We start from the raw sequence: 20,413 nt of genomic DNA, 5'->3' as shown, positions 1-20,413 counted from the left end.
GGGGGGAAAGTGTTTCCCTGTTCCATTTGCGTTTTAAACAATAAATTCTCCCTAGAAAGGAGGTGATCCAGCCGCACCTTCCGGTACGGCTACCTTGTTACGACTTCGTCCCAATCGCTAGCCCCACCTTCACCCGCTCCCCCTCAAAAAGAGTTAGGCCACAAGCTTCGAGTGTTACCAACTTTCGTGACGTGACGGGCGGTGTGTACAAGGCCCGAGAACGTATTCACCGCAGCGTTGCTGATCTGCGATTACTAGCGACTCCACCTTCACGGGGCCGAGTTGCAGACCCCGATCCGAACCAAGACGCCCTTTAAGAGATTCGCACCACCTTGCGGTATCGCAACCCTTTGTAGACGCCAATGTAGCATGCGTGAAGCCCAAGACATAAGGGGCATGATGATTTGACGTCATCCCCACCTTCCTCCGAGTTAACCCCGGCAGTCTCCCACGAGTCCCCAACACAACTTGCTGGCAACATAGGACAAGGGTTGCGCTCGTTGCGGGACTTAACCCAACATCTCACGACACGAGCTGACGACAACCATGCACCACCTGCACACCAGCCAAAAAGGAAAACCCATCTCTGGATCGGTCCAGTGCATGTCAAGCCTTGGTAAGGTTCTTCGCGTTGCATCGAATTAATCCGCATGCTCCGCCGCTTGTGCGGGCCCCCGTCAATTCCTTTGAGTTTTAGCCTTGCGACCGTACTCCCCAGGCGGGGAACTTAACGCGTTAGCTACGACGCAGAAGACAAAAAAGCCCCCCACACCCAGTTCCCAACGTTTACAGCATGGACTACCAGGGTATCTAATCCTGTTCGCTCCCCATGCTTTCGCTCCTCAGTGTCAGTAACAGCCCAGAGACCCGCCTTCGCCACCGGTATTCCTCCTGATATCTGCGCATTCCACCGCTACACCAGGAATTCCAGCCTCCCCTACTGCACTCAAGCCAGCCCGTACCCACCGCAAACCCACAGTTAAGCCATGAGCTTTCACGACAGACGCAACCAGCCACCTACAAGCCCTTTACGCCCAATAATTCCGGACAACGCTCGCGCCCTACGTATTACCGCGGCTGCTGGCACGTAGTTAGCCGGCGCTAATCAACCCCTACACTCAACACACCCAAAAGTGCGCCTTGTTCAGAGCAAAAGAAGTTTACAACCCGAAGGCCTTCATCCCCCACGCGGCGTCGCTGCATCAGGCTTTCGCCCATTGTGCAATATCCCCCACTGCTGCCTCCCGCAGGAGTCTGGGCCGTATCTCAGTCCCAATGTGACCGACCACCCTCTCAGGCCGGCTACCCGTCAAAGCCTTGGTAAGCCATCACCCCACCAACAAGCTGATAGACCGCGAGCCCACCCAAATCCGGCCAAAGCCTTTCCCACCCACCCCATGCGAGGCAGACAGAACATAAGGTATTAAACACCCTTTCGAATGCTTATCCCAAAGAAAAGGACAGGTTACTCACGTGTTACTCACCCGTTCGCCACTCTCACCAAAAAGTGCAAGCACCCCTTGGATCCCGTTCGACTTGCATGTGTTAAGCACGCCGCCAGCGTTCATCCTGAGCCAGGATCAAACTCTCCAACAAAAACCAAAAACAACCCACCAAAAACAGCAGGCAAAAAAACGATCCAACCAAAAAAGCCAGACCAAAAATGGTTCAAGCCAGAAAACAATCCAGCAAAAACAAACACCAACAATCAAAAAACAAAACGTTCCAAAATCATCAGCATCAAAAAAACAAAAACAAGAAAAAACCAAACCCACCCCAAAAACAAGGCAAGCCCAGTCCAATCCCACACAAACAAAACAAAAAAACACACTATCGAGAACACAAACAACCAAACCACAAACCAACCAAAAACAATCAGTAAAGGTTACTGCGCGAAAAACGCGCGAGTCTCAGTCTAACAGATTTGACTTTCGGCTTTCAACTTATTTCTAAGTGAAACAGACCATAAAAACCAAAGTTCTATTAAATACTAAGTCAAACAATCTAGCCCACTGACCCGGAACTAAAGTTCCTTGCCGGGGCAACAGGTAATAACTTACCCACTGCGTTCAGAAAACTTCAAACTGAGACGCGGTGACCTCTCACACATTACCAAAAACAGGCTATTACTGCAGGTGAGCGGCAGCTAAGTTGCGCTTGCCTTTCCGGAAAAGTACCAAGGAACCCGGCAACACGTCCTCGGAAGTAATAATCCGATCCGGGTCGGTAACTTTTTCATTATTTAGATAGGCGCCGCCGTTCTTAATAGTGCGCATGGCCGCTCCGCGCCCCTTCTCAAAACCCGCCGCTATCAGCAGATCCACCAGGTTAGTTTTCCCGATTTCTACCTGGGCACTGGGCAAATGGGCAGTTGCTCCCTTAAGGGTCTTGCCGTCCACGGAACGTAAATCACCACTACCCCACAGTGCTTCGGTGGCCGCTAGCACCTGATCCAGCGCCTCTTGACCATGAACCAGGCGGGTGACTTCTGCAGCCAGCGCCTTTTGAGCTTCCCGTTTATGAGGACGCTCGGCTACCTCGACTGCCAGCGCTTCGATTTCCTCGCGGGAAAGGAAAGTAAATACCTTGAGGAACCTGATTACATCAGCGTCTTCGGCACCCAGCCAGAACTGGTAGAACTCGTAAGGGGAAAGCATCTCCGGGTCTAGCCAAATTGCTCCGCCCTCGGATTTACCAAACTTGGAGCCATCGGCCTTGGTGATCAAAGGGGTGGTCATAACATGGACGTCTTTGCCCTCTACCTTGTGGATTAGATCCATGCCGCCCACCAGGTTGCCCCACTGATCGTTGCCCCCAGTTTCCAGGGTGCAGCCATAACGGCGGTAAAGCTGCAAGAAATCGTAGGCTTGCAGGATTTGGTAGCTGAACTCGGTGTAGGAAATGCCTTCTTCGGACTTCAGGCGCCGCGCCACCGCATCTTTAGACAGCATGGTTCCCATCCGGAAGTTCTTCCCCAGGTCACGCAGAAGTTCGATTGCTCCCAGGTTCTGGATCCAGTCCATATTGTTGACCATGATTGCCGGGTTGTCGCCCTCGAAATCCAGGAAACGGCTGATTTGCCCGCGCAGGCGCTCTACCCAGCCCGCAACTACCTCTTTAGGTTGCAGCTGCCGCTCGGCGGTCATCCGCGGATCCCCGATTAAGCCGGTAGCTCCCCCTACCAGGGCAATAGGACGGTGCCCCGCCTTTTGCAAATGCCGCATCATCAGCACTTGCACCAGATGTCCGTGATGCAGAGAAGCAGCAGTAGGATCAAAACCGCAATAGAAAGTGACCGGCCCAGCGGCTAGTGCCTGGCGTAGTTTTTCCAGATCCGTGTGCTGGGCAAGTAAGCCCCTCCATTTCAGCTCATCAATAATATCGGTCACGATATTCCTTTCTTATGCAGGTTAAACCCGTGGTTCGTCCTCTTGGGCGACTACGGCGGTAGTCTTCTCGGGCTTAGTCTAACCTACCTACAGATGCGGCTGGTGGTTTGCTTCCTATCCGGAATACTGCCTATTTTTCGAGCAGCATATCCCCGGTCTTAATCCAGCCCTTCTTCCGCATAAATTCGGAGAAAAGCAGGGACAGCGCGGCGGGAGCAATAAAATGCAGTAGCAAAATCATTCCCAAAAGTACCGGCCAGGAAGTGGTTGACCCCATAACGTTCCAGGTCATAATCTGTCCTACCAGGCCGGAAGTTCCCATTCCAGAGCCGGCAGCATTCGATTCCATTTTGAAAACCATAGTGGCGATGGGGCCGAGAATCGCGGATGCCAAGGTGGGGGGAATCCAGATTAAGGGATGCCTCATAATATTGGGGACTTGCAACATGGAAGTGCCGATACCCTGCGAAATAAGACCGGAAACTTTATTTTCTCGATAGGACGCGACTGCGAAACCTACCATCTGCGCACTACACCCCACGGTGGCCGCCCCGGCTGCCAGCCCAGATAGCCCCAAGACGATTCCCAGAGCTGCTGAGGAAATCGGGAGCGTTAAGATCATCCCCATCAGCACCGACACAATAATGCCCATTAGGAAGGGCTGTCGCTCAGTTCCCCAGTTAATGATGGCTCCTAAAGCTGTCATTAGCTCCGAGATGCCTGGCCCGATGGCCAGACCTACGATAGCACCGCTGGTAACCGTAACGAAGGGGGTAACCAATATATCTACCGGAGTTTTACCTGAAACCAGCAGACCAAACTCAACAGCTACGAAGGAGGCGATAAATGCCCCCAGCGGCTCGCCTGGTCCTTTCAACTGCATAGAAAGACCGTCCACGATTCCGCCGCTCAAGATTTTCGCAGCATGGGCGCCAATCATTCCGGCTAGACCGGTGCCTACCACCACAAAGGTAGAGGCCTTCAGACGATGAGCTACCCCTATCCCGATGCCAGCGCCGGTAAGTACCGAGGCTACCGAACCGATCAGTACCAGCCCTCGCCCGATTATTCCCGGAATGAAACCGCCTACTTGCACCATGATGGTGCCGATAATCAGGGAGGCGAATAACCCATGCGCCATGCCAGTCATCGCATCGATGAAAAATAGCGATAGCCAGCCTTTAATACGTTGTTTCATCTTGGAAACTTTCCTTCTCGCGGTAACTCTTTCAGTTTTCGCCTGATAGTCGAAAACTGAAATTTAAGCTACCATAAGATTTTGTGAGAACCCAATTGCGAGACGCCGAAGGAGCTGCCGTCTACCGGCATGAGGCGCTGAGCGTAGTCTTGCAAATCCGTGGAGATTCCCCGCAGCTAATGGTGCTGGTTGCGCGCCGAGAGCACCCACCTTTTCAAGGCTTGTCTGCCCTCCCCTCTGGTCCTTTAGAGCCAGCAGAAAACCTCGGCGCCAGCGCTTTTCGTCATCTTTCCGAAAAAATGGATATTGCCGCGCTTGCCTATATGGAACAGCTGGGCACCCGCTCTGATCCCCGCCGTGACCCCAGCCAACGCACCGTAGCCACCGCCTATTTAGGGCTAGTACCTGCCCACGTGACTACCGCAATTCCTCCTCACGCCCAGTGGGTGCCGGTAAACAACCTGCCGCAAATGGCTTATGACCACGCCGATATTATTTCCGAGGGCATCGACCGGCTGCGGGCAAAACTCTCCTATACCAATATTGCGTTTGCCTTGGCTCCCCCAGATTTCACTATGGCGGAACTAACCCGCCTTTACCAGGCAGCCTTGGGACATGAAGTTTCCCCCACCAACTTGCAGCGGGTGCTCAGTCGCCGCGGGCAGCTCGCCCCCACCGGCCAGTGTAAAGCCCCCGGCACCAAAGGAGGGCGTCCGGCTCGCCGTTTCCGCTTCACTAAGCAAACCCTGCAGGTAACCGACCCCTTCGCCATCCTCCGCCCTTCCTGAAAAACGCAGAGCGCAGACGCTAGTTTTCTCGCAAGTACCCGCGAGGACTAGGTTTTCCCTTCCGTAAGCCCGGGGGCAGATTCTTCATGATCAGCGTTTGCAGCGGGTCTGGCTCGGTAAAAGCACTCCGGGGACCCCGTGACCGGCTTCGCCGGTCAAGCCCCTCTCGTATCTTTTACCGGCCGCGACCCTTGCTATCTCTGCCATAACCACACCCTCACATGTAAGGATAACGGTGCTATGTACTGACTGATCGCGCTGCACTATGAGCTCTAGAAGAACTTCTCTCCCGGGCAAAACGCTTTCTAAACGGTTACTGAACACGCAGATACGTACCGCTAATTTCGGCGTAAGAACGTGTTTGCGTAAGGAAAAAGGAACATAGCCGACCGAAACATCGTCTATGTAGCCAGTGGGCTGAATTATTCCTCCAGCGCGCAAGCAACCGATCTCCGGAAAACAACGACGGGATTAAAAAGTAAAAACTCCTGACACCAGATAGGACTAGGCAGCAGCTATTTGGAAGTACGCCTGAAGCAGAAGTTGTTTGGTCGAAGAATCGCCTGAGCGCGGGGGCTAGGTTTTATCCGAGTAGGTGCGGTGGGCATAAGAATTCGGGAAGCGTCGCTACGTTTCCCGAATTCTTGGGCAGGAGGAAAAACCTAGCCCCCGCGTGCACAAAAATCAAAATGATTATTTAAATTCTAGGTGTTTGCCGGCGAAATCGGTGCGGATGCGCGCTATCTGCTGCTCGGCGGATTGCAACTGCCGCGCAACCTGCGCGGGCGCCGTCCCTCCGCGTCCGGCACGCGCCCGCACGGAACCAGCGGGACTAAGCACTTCCCGCACCTCGGGGGTTAGCAGTGGGTCGATAGCGGCGAATTGTTCGTCGCTCAAATCCGCCAGCTCTATCCCGTTTTCTTCACATTTACGTACGCAGGCTCCGGATACTTCATGTGCCTGCCTAAAGGGCATGCCCCGCGCCACTAGCCACTCGGCGATATCGGTGGACAGCGAAAACCCTTGGGGAGCGAGTTCTTCTAGGCGACCGTAGTCGATCTTCATAGTGGCTATCATCCCGCTGACTGCAGGCAGCAGGACTTCTAACGTGTCGATCTGGTCGAAAACTGGTTCTTTGTCTTCTTGTAGGTCACGCACGTAGGCGAAGGGGAGTCCTTTGAGGACTGTCAGCAGACCAGTTAAATCCCCAATCATCCTGCCGGCTTTACCCCGCGCCAGTTCTGCCACGTCCGGGTTCTTCTTTTGCGGCATGATTGACGATCCGGTGGAAAACGCATCATCCAAGGTGACGTACCCGAACTCTTTGGTATTCCAAATAATGATTTCTTCCGCTAGAGAAGAAATATCAATCCCGGTCTGGGCGCATACAAACGCAAACTCGGCCACCACATCGCGGGTGGCGGTCCCGTCAATGGAGTTTTCCACTACCCGGTCAAAGGCCAGATCCTCCCCCACTTGCACCGGGTCAAGCCCCAGAGTATTGCCCGCGAGCGCCCCGGAACCGTAGGGACTGGCGGCGGCGCGCCGATCCCAATCCTCAAAACGCTGAATATCACGTAGCAGCGGCCACAGGTGGGCGAGTAATTGGTGGGCGAGCAATACCGGCTGGGCGTGCTGCAGATGAGTGCGCCCCGGCATGACCGTATCCCCGGCAGCTTTCGCTTGGCTCAAAAGCGCCTCGCCTACTTCGATGATGCGCTCGGCGAGGGCGCGTGCCTGGTTTCGCAGGTACATGCGGATGAGGGTGGCAATCTGGTCGTTGCGGCTGCGTCCAGCGCGCAGCTTTCCCCCTAAATGCGCCCCCGCCTCGATCAATAGTCCTCTCTCCAGGGCGGTATGCACGTCCTCGTCACCGGGGTCAGGGCTGAAGGCACCGCTTTTAACTTTTTCTTCCAGCCGCCCCAGAGCCGCCAACATCTGCGATAGTTCTTCCGCGTCTAGCAGGCCGGCTCCCGCGAGCGCCCGGGCATGGGCGCGTGAACCGGCTAAATCGTAGAGCGCCAGGCGCCAATCGAAATGGGTGGATACTGAAAGTGCCGCTAAAGCCTGGGAGGGTCCGCCCGAGAAGCGTCCTCCCCATAGCGATACCTGCTCGCTCATATTATTTCTTGCTTTCTTTTTGTTCCCGCGCCGCTGCCAACTGGGTTGATAGCCCATAGATTCCGATGAATCCGCGCGAGAGAGACTGGTCGAAGCTGTCTCCTGAATCGTAGGTCGCCAGGTTGAAGTCATACAAGCCGACTTCGGAGCGCCGTCCATCAACTACTGCCCGCCCGCCGTGCAGAATCATCCGAATATCGCCGGTGACATACTTTTGGCTGTCCTCTACGAAGGCGTCGAGGGAGGCCTTCAGCGGCGAATACCATTGCCCCTCATAAACCAGTTCTGACCAGCGCTGTTCCACTTGGCGCTTGAAACGTCCTTGTTCGCGCTCCAAGGTCAAGTTTTCTAGGTTTTGGTGAGCAGTAATCAGGGCGACAGCGCCGGGAGCCTCATAGATTTCCCGCGACTTAATCCCTACCAGCCGATCTTCTACCATATCCAGGCGGCCTATCCCCTGGGCGCCTGCCCGGCGATTCATTTCCTGAATGATTTCCAGGGGCGACATTTCTTGTCCGTCCAAAGCGACCGGAACGCCTGCTTTAAAACTAATAACTACCTGATCTGGCACCGGCGGATAGGCGGGGTCATCGGTGTAAACATAGACGTCTTTGGTAGGCGGATTCCATAGGTCCTCTAGGTATCCGGTTTCTACTGCCCGTCCCCACACGTTCTGGTCAATGGAGAAGGGGTTGTGTTTGGTGGTTTCGATGGGTAGATCGTGTTCTTCGGCGTAGTTAATCGCCACGTCCCGGGTTAGCGCCAGATCCCGCACCGGAGAAATGCATTTAATTTCCGGGTTTTGGCTGGTGAGCGACACTTCAAAACGTACTTGGTCATTACCTTTCCCAGTGCAGCCATGAGCCACGGTGTCGGCGCCGAACTTATTGGCGACTTTCACCAGGTGTTTACAAATCAGCGGACGAGAAAGCGCCGATACCAGCGGATACTGATCCATGTAAAGACCATTGGCTTTGATTGCTGGCAGGCAGTATTCTTCGGCGAATTCATCTTTCGCGTCAGCCACATAGGCATCGACTGCCCCACAATCGAGGGCGCGCTGGCGGATTACTTCCAGGTCTTCCCCGCCTTGCCCTACGTCAACCGCGCAGGCGATCACCTCTTTGCCGGTTTGTTCTCCGATCCAGCCGATGGCTACCGAAGTGTCCAAGCCGCCCGAATATGCCAGTACTACCCGATCTTTACTCATGGTTATTCTCCTTTTTCTAGGTCTAGTTCTACCTGCGCGAGCGCTTCTTTTAACGCCGGTATCAGGGTTTTTACTTCTTCAAGTTCAATAATTAGGGGCGGCGCCAAGCGGATAATATTCGCCGCTGGAGCGTTTACAATAAACCCCGCCTTAAACAGTGCTTTTGCAAGCTGGGGGGCAATATTTTTTTCGAGGACGAGGCCGCGCAGCAGCCCTTGTCCCCGGGTTGCCTTCACCCCCGGGATTTGGGCATCTGCAATCTCCTGCATCCAGGCGTCCCCAACTTTGGCGGCGCGGGTCGGCAAATCCAGTTCCTCCATCAGGCTGATGGTGCGCGCCACTACTGCAGTTACCAGCGGGTTCCCCCCAAAAGTGGTGCCGTGACTTCCCGGTTTTAGGGCGCTGGCGGCGCGTAGGTTCATCGCTACGCAAGCCCCCACCGGCACTCCGGCACCCAGTCCTTTCGCCAGGGTCACCACATCCGGGATTATTTCTTTTCCGTCACGATAAATCCCCTGGTGGGCGAGCCATTTTCCGCATCTACCCATACCCGTTTGCACTTCGTCAAAAATTAGCAGAGCGCCGGTCTGGTCGGCGAGCTGGCGCGCTGCCGCTAAAACTTCCGGTGCTAGGGGGATTACGCCCGCTTCACCTTGCAACGGTTCCAGGAAAATCGCGGATATTCCTTTCGGATCTACCCCCTGGATGCCTGCTACCGAAGCCTCCACAAATTCGGTGGGCCCCACGAAGGGAGCAAAAGGCTCGCGGTAGGGAGCCTTATAGGTCAGTGAAAGTGAGCCCAAGGTGCGCCCGTGAAATGCCCCTTTCAGTGCAATCGCTCGCCCTCCCGGCTGGGCAGCTAGCGCCATTTTCAAGGCGGCTTCATTGGCTTCGGTTCCGGAATTCACAAATAGCACCCGTGCCTGGGAAGTAATTTCCGCCTCGACCTCGCTACCCCAGCCGGCAGCGCAGATTTTCTTTACTGCCGCCGCGGCCTCTACCTGCTGCGGGGTGGTGAAAAAGTTAGAGACGTGGGTAAAGCGGCTGGCTTGCTCCCCGATAGTCTTCACTATTTCTGGATGGGCATATCCGAGGGCGTTTACCGCGATCCCCGCCAGCAGATCCAGGTATTCTTTACCATCGGCGTCCCACACCCTACTGCCTTTACCGTGGGTGAAACAGGCCTGCGGCTGCCCGAAAACCCCTAATAGGTTTTCCTGGTAGGCACTGATCCATTCAGCGTTATTCATAGTTATCTCCCTTCACCATGGTTCCAAATCCGGTATCGGTGAAGATTTCTAGCAGCATCGAGTGCGGCACCCGTCCATCAATAATGGTGGCTCGGGGTACCCCCTGCTCACAGGCCTGAATGCAGGCTTGCACTTTGGGTCGCATTCCCGCTTCTAGAGTAGGAAGTATTTCGGCGGCCTCACTGGCGGTTATCTGTGAGATCCGGGTATCGGGGTCTGGCCAGTTGCGGTAGAGCCCTTTCACATCGGTGAGGACGATAAGTTTCTTCGCCCCTATGGCTCCGGCTACTGCCGCGGCCGCCAGATCGGCATTGATATTTAACACCTGGGTGGGGTCATCTTGGTTAACCGCGATAGATGACACTACCGGGATCCGTCCGGACTGCAGAAGATCTTCTATCGGTCCGGGATCGACTGCGGTTACTTCCCCAACTAACCCCAGTTCAACCGGTTTTCCCTCAACACTAGCGCTCTTTTTAACAGCCTGTAGGAACGCCCCGTCCTCTCCAGAGATGCCAATCGCCGCAATCGAAGTTTCATTCAGCAGGGAGACCAGCTCGCGCTGCACCATCCCGGTGAGCACCATCCGCACCACTTTCATTACTTCCGGGCTGGTGACCCGAAGACCAGAAACGAATGGAGCCTCGATTCCCAGGGTTTTTAGCATGGAACTGATTTGGGGTCCGCCGCCATGCACGATTATGGGTTCAATCCCCCATTCATGCAGGAAAATAACGTCCCGAGCGAAGGCGGTCTTGAGTTCTTCTGAAATCATGGCGTTGCCGCCGTATTTGATAACAATCCGCGAGCCCGAGTATTCCCGCAGCCACGGCAAGGTTTCTAACAGGATTCCGGCTTTATCCCAGGCAGATAGGTTTTTTACACTCATGATGAATAGTCCGCGTTGATATGAATATATTCGTGGGTAAGGTCATTGGTTAGTACGCTGGCCTGGGCTTTTCCTGCCCCTAGGCGCACCTCTAAATGCACGTCTCGGCTATCAAAGGGAACGTCTTCGCGGCTGCCCCAGGCGGCGCCATCTTTGCATACTTGCACTCCGTTGAACAGTACTGACACCTGCGCCGGGTCGTAGGGGCAAACGCTTTCGGGTACGGTTCCCAGTTCGGAAACGATCCTTCCCCAATTGGGGTCGCACCCGGCGATAGCGGTTTTCACCAGGTTTGAGCGGGAAATAGTTTTCGCCGCGATCAAAGCGCCGGCTTCACTTTCGGCTTCGGTGACTGCGATCTCTACGGTGTGCTGTGCGCCTTCCGCATCATCAGCGAGCTTACGCGCCAATTGGGCGCAAGTTTCGGTCAGTGCCTCGGTAAATCCGCTGGGAGCTTTTCCGCTTTCCCCGGACGCCAGCAAAATCACGGTGTCGTTGGTGGACATGCAGCCATCGGAATCTAGCCGGTTAAAGGTTTTTGCGCAGGCAACTTCCAGCGCCTTTTGGGCAGTTTTGGCATCTAGGAGGGCGTCGGTGGTGATTACACAAAGCATGGTCGCCAGGGCCGGAGCTAACATACCGGCTCCTTTCGCCATCCCCCCGATTTGGTAACCGTCTGCCTGGTAGTGCACGGTTTTCGGCTCGTTATCGGTGGTGAGAATCGCCCAAGAAGCATCAGCGCCCCCCTCTTCAGACAGGCTCTCGGCGGCAATTTCAATCCCGGAGAGCATTTTGTCCATCGGTAGGGGCGTCCCGATCATCCCGGTGGAGCACACTAGGACTTGCCGCGGATCGATTTCCAGGGCGTCCCCGACTGCCTTCGCGGTGCTAACCGTATCTTTGAGACCGTTTTCCCCGGTGCAGGCGTTGGCGCTACCGGAGTTAAGCACTACCGAGCGCATCCCGGTAGCCCCTTTGCTGAGCATTGCCCGCGAGTAAAGTACGGGAGCGGCGGCGAAACGGTTGGAGGTGAACACCCCGGCGGCCACCGGATTTGCCCCGGTGTTGAGGACGAGCGCTAAGTCTTTGCGTCCGCTGCGGCGCATCCCGGAAGCAATCCCGCAGGCTTTGAATCCGGGTACGCTAGTTACGCCCTGGAGGCTTTTTTCGTTTTTCACAGCGCTACTCCAATCTGGTTAATACCGCTATATTCGGGCAGGTCTAGCGCTAGGTTCGCTGACTGCATTGCGGCTTGCGCGGTGCCTTTACCTAAGTTATCGAGGGCGCTGAGGGCAATGATCTTGCCCGAACGCTGATCTAGCGCCACCTGTACCTGCAGGTTTGCGCTGCCGGTAACGGCTTGGGTTTGCGGCCAAATACCGGCGTCAAGTACCTGAATCAGGCTCTCTTCTTGATAAAAATCCTGATAGAGGGCGTGCAGCTGCTTCGTAGAAGTTTTTTCGCTAGCCTCGGCGGTTACGGTTGCCAGAATTCCCCGCGACATCGGCACTAGTACCGGGGTGAGGGTGATTTTATATTCATCGGCGCTTTTTCCGCTGCTAACCGCGAAGTTCTGTGCGATTTCAGGGATATGCCGATGGGTTCCGCCTACCGCATAAGGTTGCGCATTTCCCAGGGCGGAAGTGGCTAAAAGGTGCGGTTTTAGGGATTTTCCGGCTCCGGAATACCCCACCGCTAAGGTGGCCACAATATCTTCCGGATCTATCAGCCCGCTGGCTACCAGGGGCTGGAAGGCCAAGGTGACAGCAGTAACGTTACATCCGGGAACCGCGATTTGTTTGGTTGTTTTTAGCTGCTCACGCTGAGATTTTCCGCTCGCGCAGCTGAGTTCCGGCATCCCGTAGGTCCAGGCCTGGTGATATTCCCCGCAGTAGTAGTGATCCCAGGCTGCTTTAGAAGTGAGCCGATGGTCAGCGCCGCAATCTACCAGCAGACTTTCCACCCCGGCTTCGCGTAGCTGCCCCGCTATTTTTCCCGATTGTCCGTGCGGGAGCGCCAGAAAAATCACGGCACTTTCTTTTAGCGTCACCGGGTCAACTGCAGTTAATTTCCGTTGCGCTAACTGAGGAAGTTGGGGATGGAATTCCCCTAGTTTTTTTCCTACGGAGGAGGACGCACATAGCTGGTCAACCTCAAAGGCGGGGTGGGCAGCGACTATCCGCAGGATTTCTCCGCCCGCAAATCCGCTAGCACCAATAATTGAAACCTTCATAGTGAATATTTATATCAAGTATTGAATACTTATGCATAACTGAGGGGCTTCTATGTGACTAGCGATACTTTCTTTGCCGCGACAATCGGAAGGTAGCTACGAAATCCTGATTTTATAAAAACCACAAGTTTCCTAGTCGACACCTAAGAACCTGCGTGAAACAGCAGCAGTTGTGGAATGACCGGCGGGGAGATTTTCTCCCCGCCGGTCACCGGTCAGTAAATTATTTTATTTTGGCTCTGTGCCTAAACCAATCAAACAAGATCATTCAGACTGCTCAGTGAGTTCTTGATGAAAGGCTACTCCAACTCGTTGGCGTAAACCGGAACCGTTAAGAATGTGGGGAACTCCCCTTGCATGCAGACCTCTTTGAAGATCCGCGCAGATTGCTCCGCCCGTTCCTTGCCGGCCCCGCCGACCTCTTCCAGGAACTTCCCGTACTCCTCGGCGAATAGTTCCTCTACTAGATGCTGGGTGACTTTGCGTCCATCATCTAGTTCGCACTGGTAACGCAGCCACTGCCAAATCTGGGAACGCGAGATTTCCGCAGTTGCGGCATCCTCCATCAACCCATAAATGCCAGCTGCTCCGTTTCCACCCAGCCAGGAGTAGAGGTAGCGCAGCCCTACGGCCACATTGGTACGTACCCCTGCCTCGGTAACAGCGCCCGGAGTAGAAGCGAAGTCCAGTAGCTCTTTGGCAGTCACGTTTACGTCATCGCGCTGCCGATCTACCTGGTTAGGGCGATCCTTGAGGTATCCATCAAAGACTTCCCGTACATAGCCAACCATTCCCGGATGCGCCACCCAAGAACCGTCAAATCCGGCCTCGACCTCGCGGGTCTTATCCTCGCGCACCTTACGCTCAGATTCGGCGTTTACCGCCGGATCCTTTGAGGGAATAAAGGCGCTCATTCCTCCGATAGCGTGGGCGCCGCGCTTGTGACAGGTCTTGACTAGCAACTCGGTATAGGCATGCATAAACGGAACCTGCATGGTGATGTCGGAACGATTCGGCAACACCCAGCTAGGACCGGAATCGCGGAACTTCTTAATCGCCGAGAAAATGTAGTCCCAACGACCCGCGTTTAAACCGGAAGAATAATCCCGCAGTTCATAGAGGATTTCTTCCATTTCGAAGACTCCCACAATGGTCTCAATCAGGCAGGTTGCCCGAATGGTGCCATGGGGAATCCCCAGGTATTCTTCCGAGAAGTTGAATACTTCTGCCCAGAGGCGCGCCTCTAGGTGGCTTTCCATCTTCGGCAGGTAGAAGTAGGGACCACTGCCCCGCTTAATCAGCTCTTTCGCGTTGTGGAAGAAATAGAGACCAAAGTCGGTGAGCGAACCGGATGAGGAGTGCCCCCCAATCCGGATATGCTTTTCCGTCAGGTGCCAGCCACGCGGACGCACAATAATGGTGGGCAGCTCGCCCTCATTGAGCTGGTAGTGCTTGCCATTGGCCGGGTTGGTGTACTCGATGGTGTGCCGAATCGCATCATAGAGGTTCACCTGACCGCCGATTACATTGGTGAAATGCGGAGTGTTGGCGTCCTCTAAATCTGCCAACCAGCATTTCGCTCCACAGTTAAGGGCGTTAATGGTCATTTTCCGCTCAGTCGGGCCGGTGATTTCTACCCGGCGATCTTCCAAGCCAGGAGCAAACGGCGCCACTTTCCAAGAGTTATCCTCACGGATAGCTTTGGTTTCTTCCAAGAAACGTGGCAAGTAGCCATTGGCGAGGCGCTGGCGCCGATCATGCCGCTCCTTTAGTAGTTCTGCGCGGGTAGCACCAAAACGCAACTGCAACTGGCGCAGGAACTCTAGAGCTTCATCAGTTAATATTTCGCCGAAACGGTCGGTGAGGTTAGTCCCCGGATCTTCATGCTGGGGGTAGCGAACCTCGACCTTCCCTTCCTTTAGATCAGTATGGTTATTCATTCTTTTTATGCCTTTTGGTTTAGAACTGAGCTTCTTCGGTTGAACCTTTGATCGCCAAGGTAGACGACTCCGGGTTAATAGCGGTGGCTACCATGTCAAAGTAACCGGCACCCACTTCACGCTGGTGGCGATGAGCGGTGTAGCCATCCTTCTCGGCTGCGAACTCTTTTTCTTGCAGTTCTACGAATGCGCTCATATCGCGGCTAGCATACCCCTTAGCCAGGTCAAACATCCCGTAGTTAATCTGGTGGAATCCGGCCAGGGTGATGAACTGGAAGCAGTAGCCCATCGCCGCCAGATCCTTCTGGAAGGAAGCAATCTGGGCATCATCCAGGTTGGCTTTCCAGTTGAAGGAGGGCGAGCAATTGTAGGCCAGCATCTTGTCCGGGTACTTTGCTTTAACTGCTTCAGCCACGTCCCGAGCCAACTGCGGATCCGGGGTGGCGGTTTCCACCCATACCAAATCGGCGTGGGGAGCAAAGGCGAGCAGACGGGCGATAACTACCTCTTTACCGGCCTTGGTGTAGTAGTGACCTTCAGCAGAACGCTCACCGGTTAGGAACTGGCGATCCAGTTCGTCTACATCGGAGGTAATCAAGTTGGCACCCAGCGAATCGGTGCGCGCCACGATCAAGGTCGAGGTGTTTTGCACATCCGCCGCTAGACGAGCAGCATCTAGGTTACGAATCGCCTGGGAGGTGGGGATCAAAACTTTCCCGCCCAGGTGACCACATTTCTTTTCTGCCGCCAACTGATCTTCGTAGTGAACCCCGGAGGCACCGGACTTAATCATGTTCTTCATTAGCTCGTAGGCGTTGAGGGCGCCCCCGAATCCGGCCTCGGCATCGGCGATAATCGGGGCGAACCAGTCAAAGTCCACATCTTGATGCTCCGACCAGGTGATTTCGTCGGCGCGCTTGAAGGCGTTATTGATGCGGCGCACCATCTTGGGAGCGGAATCGTAGGGATATAGAGACTGGTCGGGATAAGTGTTATCGGAGGTGTTGCCATCGGCAGCCACCTGCCAGCCGGACAGGTAGATAGCCTTTAGACCCGCGCGCACCATCTGCACTGCCTGGTTACCGGTGATGGCACCCAAAGCGTTGATGTAGTCTTCCTCGTGCAGCATCTTCCATAGCCGCTTGGCACCCCGCTCCGCCAGGGTGTGTTCCTCGACTACGGAACCTTGCAGTTCGGCTACCCGCTGCGCGGAGTAGGGACGAACTACGCCCTTCCACCGGGGATTGGTCTCCCATTCCTTTTGAATTGCTGCTGCCCGCTTCTGGATTTCTTCCGCAGTGCTCATGATGTTCTCCTCTAAGTCTTGAGCCCTTTCTGACCAACCTCTCACCGGAGGCCTTAGTTAGAGTATTACGCAATAGAATCTCTCGATATCTAGCGATTTACTGTAAACTATTTAAATAATTCACACACTGCGAACTTTTGAGGAATCTATGGCTAGTGAGGAAGAAAAGTTGGCGCTCTCCCCCAACGCCATCCTGGGGGCGAGGATTCGTCACGCGCGAAAACAGCAGCACCTCACTTTAAAAGAACTGGCAGAAGCGGTTGATCGCGCACCCTCGCTAATCTCGCAAATCGAAAATGGCAAACGTGAACCCCGGCTTTCCCTGTTGAAAGCGATTTCCGAGACGCTCTCGGTTACTCCCTCATACCTACTAGAAGACAAGGCGCCAGACGAGCGCGCGCGGCTGGAACTGGAACTGACCAGCTACCAGGCGCAATCCTCCTATCAGAAACTAGAACTGCCGCAGCTAAACCCTTCTTCTCGTCTACCTACCGATGCCCTGCGAGTAATCGTGGGACTACAACGGGAGCTGGCGTCCTCCCGACGTGTTCACGCGGGAACCCCGGAAAAAGCCCGCGCAGAAAATCGCAAACTACGTGAGGAAATGCGCGCCCACGATAACTATTTAGCCGAAATTGAGCAGGTAGCGGCGGATATTCTCACTGCCTTGGATATGGAAAATGGTCCGCGTGCACCTGGCGATTTAGAACGGATTGTCCGCCACCTGGGATACACTCTGATTCGCACCGATGACCTGCCGGCAGCCGCCCGCGCTATTCGGGATATGAAGAATCGAAGAATCTATCTGCGCCCCAATCAGCCGGGGGAAAAATATGTACGCTCCCTGGGGCTGCGTTCAATAGCCGGAGTGGCTCTTGGACACGATACCCCTCACAGTTTCGGAGAGTTTCTGCGCCAACGCATCGCCGCTAACTATTTCGCGGCTGCTATATTGCTACCGGAAAAGCCGGTAGTAGCTATGTTGCAGGCAGCGAAGAAAGCGCGCGAACTGGAAGTGGGAGCGCTGGTGGATCGCTACGGGGTGCGTTATGAAACCGCCGCGCACCGCTTCACCAACCTGGCAACGCGGCATCTGGGAATCCGCCTGCATTTTGACCGGGTATCCACTGCCGGGGTGCTCACCAAAATCTACGCTAATGACGGGATCAGTTTTCCCGAGGACGTGTCCGGAGCGATCGAAGGGCAACTTATATGTCGTAAGTATGCTTCTATGCAGGCATTTAAGCAGGAGGACACGAGCCTACCTTACCGACAATATACCGACACCCCGATGGGAACTTTCTTTTGTAGCGCCCAGATAGTAACCACCTCCACCGAGAAATATTCCATCGGAATCGGGGTGCCCTTCGCAGAATCTAAATGGTTTGCAGGACGTGACACTAAGAATCGCTTCGCCTCGACTTGTCCCGACCCTAGGTGTTGCCGCCTGGCGAATCCGCGCCTGGCTAGCGAGTGGGACGGAAAAGCCTATCCGGAAGTGAAAACCCATTCCCACCTTTTAGCGGCGGTACCGCCGGGGGCTTTCCCAGGAGTAGATGACGCGATTGTCTACGAGTTCCTAGCCCGGCACGAGCAGGATAAATAAGCGCCCCCCCTTAGACAATACTGTCCGCAGGTTTGCCTCCCTTGAGGAATCCCCCTACGGGCAGCAAACCTGCGGACAGTAATGAAAGCTTAAGAAAAAGGTCTAGGCCTTAATTTCTTTAATGATTTTCTTTGCCCAGTCACGAACCAGCTGGTCATCACGGAAGTCACCTTCGACTGCGCCTCCTAGACGGGCCACCGTGCGTTCCCGCAAAGACAGCTCCTCTGGATCCAATTTGCCCGGGAAAGTCACATATTCTTTGGGTTCAATATTCAAAAGCACCGGTCCCACCCGGGAGGGATCCTGGACTTTATCTTGCGGTACTCCGGAAAGTCCCACCGAGAACGCCCAAAGCGGGGTGCGACGCAGCTCCGAAGCAAAGCGGCGACAAAAATCGCTGGCATTATCCATCCACTTGGTTAGATAAACCGCCGAACCAATAACCACTGCGCCATACCCGTCCAGGCTGTAGACTTCTTCTGGTTTTTCCAGATCCACTTCCAGACCGGCGTTTTCCAGTTCTTCGGCGATAACTTTTCCGACTTCTTCCGTTGCTCCATGCTTGGAGGCGATTGTTACTAAAACCTTCATAGTTCTAGTATGACCATTTTTCCGCTTTCTTGCCATGAAAAGACCAGAAAATCTGGAATTCTCTTAGACTGGAAACCGTGGCGTTGATCGAATCTTCCTCTAATAAAGGGCGAAAGCTCACCGATCTCGCCGTGGTGTCTAAATACTCCGTGGATCCGGTGGTTCTGTGTCGCGGAAACGGTTTGCACCGGGTTTCCGAACTAGGTCGAGGTTCTACCCGCGATGTTTCCTGGCTGTTTTCTCTTCCCGAGCAAAACTTCGATGGTTTCATAGCATCTGAGGAGGGGGAGCGCTTCTTGAGGGAACTGCGCTGGGATTTGCAACGCGCCCTCTCCGTTTGGTTAGGCGGAGGCAGTAGCGCGCAGGCCGAACGCCTCGCTCATCTGCTAGGCAGCTCCACATTAGTGGATGCCGCCCACTACCCCGGTGGCATGGAATATCGCAAACGTCTCGTAGGGGCGATTCCCTCTGCTGAGCGGGAAAGCGATCCGGCACGTCCCTGGATGCTAGATCCGCGCAACCTGGTAGGAGCAATCATTGACCGCTGGGAAGACCTGAGTGAAAACACTAGGCAGCGCATCCGGCAAGCATTCCTGGGAATCGATGCCACCCGCCTACCTCCGGAACTTTCGGGAGCGCTTAAAGCGTGCGGGATTACCCAAACCCACCGCTCCCGCCTGGTGAAATGGTGTACCGACCCTAAAGTGCTGGCCTATCTGGTGGTTATCACCTATTCCAGTTTGCGGGTTCTGCCGGTGAGCCTGGTGAAAGAGTTTCACGGTTCCCTGCTGGTGCTGTGGACTATGGATATTGCTACCGCCATCCCCTACACCTGGGGGGTGCTGGCCATGTTTACTGCCAAACGCCGCTGGGTACGGATGGTAGGCACCTTTACTACCGCGATTACTTTCGCCGCCCCCTACGTGTATTTTGCGATGACCGGCAGGGACTATCCCACTTATGTGATAGTAATCGTCATTTTATTTATTATTTCCGGTTTCTTGGTGGAAGGCACCAAATACTTACGGGAACGTTACCTCGTAAACTTCCTGTTAAAACCGCGGTAGCGGCACTAGCGGTTCAGCTAGCTACTTTTTTAAGCGGAGCTTGGGGACCTACGAAAGTGCGCACCACTCCGTTGCCAATAAAGTAAATGCCGCTAATCCACCATGCCCACCAGACCAGCGGGTTGCGCTCCGGGAAATAAATGGTGAGCCATACAATGCAGGCCAGCCAGATAACTACCGACAAGATATTGAGCCAGCGCAGTTTTTCCACCCGGAAGGGGTGGCAGAAAGTAAGCGGAGAAAGTGTTAACACAATAAACAGCAGCACGATTGTCAGGTTGAACCACCAGGGCAGCGCCACCAGGTACAGATAGAGGATTACGATATTCCAGGCAGCGGGGAACCCTACGAAATAGTTATCGGAACTTTTGGCTTTCTTGTTGCAATAACAGAACATAGAGGACGCACAAACCGCTACCATCAGCACTTCCGTCACCACTAGGTCTATCCCCTTACCAGGAGTTCCCGGGGCGAAAACTAAGGTTTGCGACATGAAAATGGCGGGAATAAACGTCCAGGTCAAGTAATCAACTATTAAATCGAGGGCGGATCCATCGAACCAGGGAACCACCTCTTTTACTCGGTAACGCCGCGCCAAGGTGCCGTCTAAACCATCAACAATCAAACTAATCGCCAGCCAGCCCCACATCTGCAGATAGTCGTGGCGCATCAAAGCTAGCACCGCGCATCCTGCCCAGATTACTGCCGAGGCAGTAAAAGCATGTACCGCCCAGGCTTTCAGATAATCAAGACGGGTGAACTCTGAATGGACTGTTGTTGGGGTCTGTTCCATAGCCCCTATTTTGCCCTAGGGTTTCGAATACG

At 54.6% G+C, this 20,413-nt stretch carries 15 protein-coding genes and 1 rRNA gene; 3 read left to right on the top strand and 13 right to left on the bottom strand.

Features of this window, described 5'->3' with window-relative positions:
• Window positions 1–55 precede the first annotated feature (55 nt).
• From BQ5456_RS06765 to BQ5456_RS06755, 3 genes are all read right to left on the bottom strand, one after another.
• Window positions 56–1,596: ribosomal RNA gene (locus BQ5456_RS06765) — 16S ribosomal RNA — on the bottom strand.
• Between the two features lie 530 nt (window positions 1,597–2,126).
• Window positions 2,127–3,389: a tyrosine--tRNA ligase gene (gene tyrS, locus BQ5456_RS06760; protein ID WP_071129312.1), complete on the bottom strand. Its 1,263-nt coding sequence runs from the start codon at window positions 3,387–3,389 to the stop codon at window positions 2,127–2,129.
• A 130-nt stretch (window positions 3,390–3,519) separates the two neighbouring features.
• Window positions 3,520–4,587 carry a PTS sugar transporter subunit IIC gene (locus BQ5456_RS06755; RefSeq protein ID WP_071129311.1) on the bottom strand — a complete coding sequence of 356 codons (1,068 nt, stop codon included), beginning with the start codon at window positions 4,585–4,587 and terminating at the stop codon, window positions 3,520–3,522.
• A gap of 83 nt (window positions 4,588–4,670) precedes the next feature.
• On the opposite strand from BQ5456_RS06755, the gene BQ5456_RS06750 reads away from it, so the two are divergent.
• Complete coding sequence (locus BQ5456_RS06750; protein WP_071129310.1) at window positions 4,671–5,375, top strand: NUDIX hydrolase; 705 nt, start codon at window positions 4,671–4,673, stop codon at window positions 5,373–5,375.
• A gap of 693 nt (window positions 5,376–6,068) precedes the next feature.
• Here the strand turns inward: BQ5456_RS06750 and argH are convergent.
• The 8 genes from argH to aceA all read right to left on the bottom strand — a co-directional run bounded on the left by argH (window position 6,069) and on the right by aceA (window position 16,324).
• On the bottom strand, window positions 6,069–7,496 hold the full coding sequence (gene argH / locus BQ5456_RS06740; protein ID WP_071129308.1) for an argininosuccinate lyase: 1,428 nt from the start codon (window positions 7,494–7,496) through the stop codon (window positions 6,069–6,071).
• Between the two features lies 1 nt (window position 7,497).
• The gene (locus BQ5456_RS06735) at window positions 7,498–8,712 is read right to left on the bottom strand and encodes an argininosuccinate synthase (RefSeq protein ID WP_288766744.1); all 1,215 of its coding nucleotides are present in this window, start codon (window positions 8,710–8,712) and stop codon (window positions 7,498–7,500) included.
• Window positions 8,709–9,956, bottom strand: a complete 1,248-nt coding sequence (locus BQ5456_RS06730) for an aspartate aminotransferase family protein (protein WP_071129306.1) — start codon at window positions 9,954–9,956, stop codon at window positions 8,709–8,711. Before BQ5456_RS06730 ends, BQ5456_RS06735 begins: the two co-directional genes overlap by 4 nt.
• Window positions 9,949–10,845: an acetylglutamate kinase gene (gene argB, locus BQ5456_RS06725; protein WP_071129305.1), complete on the bottom strand. Its 897-nt coding sequence runs from the start codon at window positions 10,843–10,845 to the stop codon at window positions 9,949–9,951. The genes BQ5456_RS06730 and argB overlap by 8 nt, the downstream gene beginning before the upstream one ends.
• Complete coding sequence (gene argJ / locus BQ5456_RS06720; RefSeq protein WP_071129986.1) at window positions 10,842–11,951, bottom strand: bifunctional glutamate N-acetyltransferase/amino-acid acetyltransferase ArgJ; 1,110 nt, start codon at window positions 11,949–11,951, stop codon at window positions 10,842–10,844. Before argJ ends, argB begins: the two co-directional genes overlap by 4 nt.
• Window positions 11,952–12,019: 68 nt before the next feature.
• Entirely contained in the window at window positions 12,020–13,078 is a 1,059-nt protein-coding gene (argC, locus tag BQ5456_RS06715) for an N-acetyl-gamma-glutamyl-phosphate reductase (protein ID WP_071129304.1), read from the bottom strand.
• 299 nt (window positions 13,079–13,377) lie between these two features.
• Entirely contained in the window at window positions 13,378–15,018 is a 1,641-nt protein-coding gene (aceB, locus tag BQ5456_RS06710; protein WP_083378414.1) for a malate synthase A, read from the bottom strand.
• A gap of 19 nt (window positions 15,019–15,037) precedes the next feature.
• Window positions 15,038–16,324 (bottom strand): isocitrate lyase, encoded by a 1,287-nt coding sequence (aceA, locus tag BQ5456_RS06705; protein ID WP_071129303.1) that lies wholly within the window; start codon window positions 16,322–16,324, stop codon window positions 15,038–15,040.
• A 148-nt stretch (window positions 16,325–16,472) separates the two neighbouring features.
• Here aceA and BQ5456_RS06700 point away from each other — a divergent pair, with 148 nt between their 5' ends.
• Complete coding sequence (locus BQ5456_RS06700; protein ID WP_083378413.1) at window positions 16,473–17,930, top strand: helix-turn-helix transcriptional regulator; 1,458 nt, start codon at window positions 16,473–16,475, stop codon at window positions 17,928–17,930.
• A gap of 102 nt (window positions 17,931–18,032) precedes the next feature.
• Here BQ5456_RS06700 and BQ5456_RS06695 read toward each other — a convergent pair whose 3' ends face one another.
• Window positions 18,033–18,521, bottom strand: coding sequence for a flavodoxin domain-containing protein (locus BQ5456_RS06695; RefSeq protein ID WP_071129302.1), 489 nt, complete (start codon window positions 18,519–18,521; stop codon window positions 18,033–18,035).
• 77 nt (window positions 18,522–18,598) lie between these two features.
• Between BQ5456_RS06695 and BQ5456_RS06690 the strand changes: the two genes are divergently transcribed.
• Complete coding sequence (locus tag BQ5456_RS06690) at window positions 18,599–19,588, top strand: hypothetical protein (RefSeq protein ID WP_071129301.1); 990 nt, start codon at window positions 18,599–18,601, stop codon at window positions 19,586–19,588.
• Window positions 19,589–19,601: 13 nt separating this feature from the next.
• Here the strand turns inward: BQ5456_RS06690 and BQ5456_RS06685 are convergent, their stop codons facing one another.
• Window positions 19,602–20,381 carry a CDP-alcohol phosphatidyltransferase family protein gene (locus BQ5456_RS06685; RefSeq protein ID WP_071129300.1) on the bottom strand — a complete coding sequence of 260 codons (780 nt, stop codon included), beginning with the start codon at window positions 20,379–20,381 and terminating at the stop codon, window positions 19,602–19,604.
• Window positions 20,382–20,413 lie beyond the last annotated feature (32 nt).

The organism is Varibaculum massiliense, from assembly GCF_900106855.1.
GTDB classification, from domain to species: domain Bacteria; phylum Actinomycetota; class Actinomycetes; order Actinomycetales; family Actinomycetaceae; genus Varibaculum; species Varibaculum massiliense.
The sequence above is the reverse complement of the archived record's forward strand: the minus strand, read 5'-3'. Positions and strand labels throughout refer to the sequence as shown.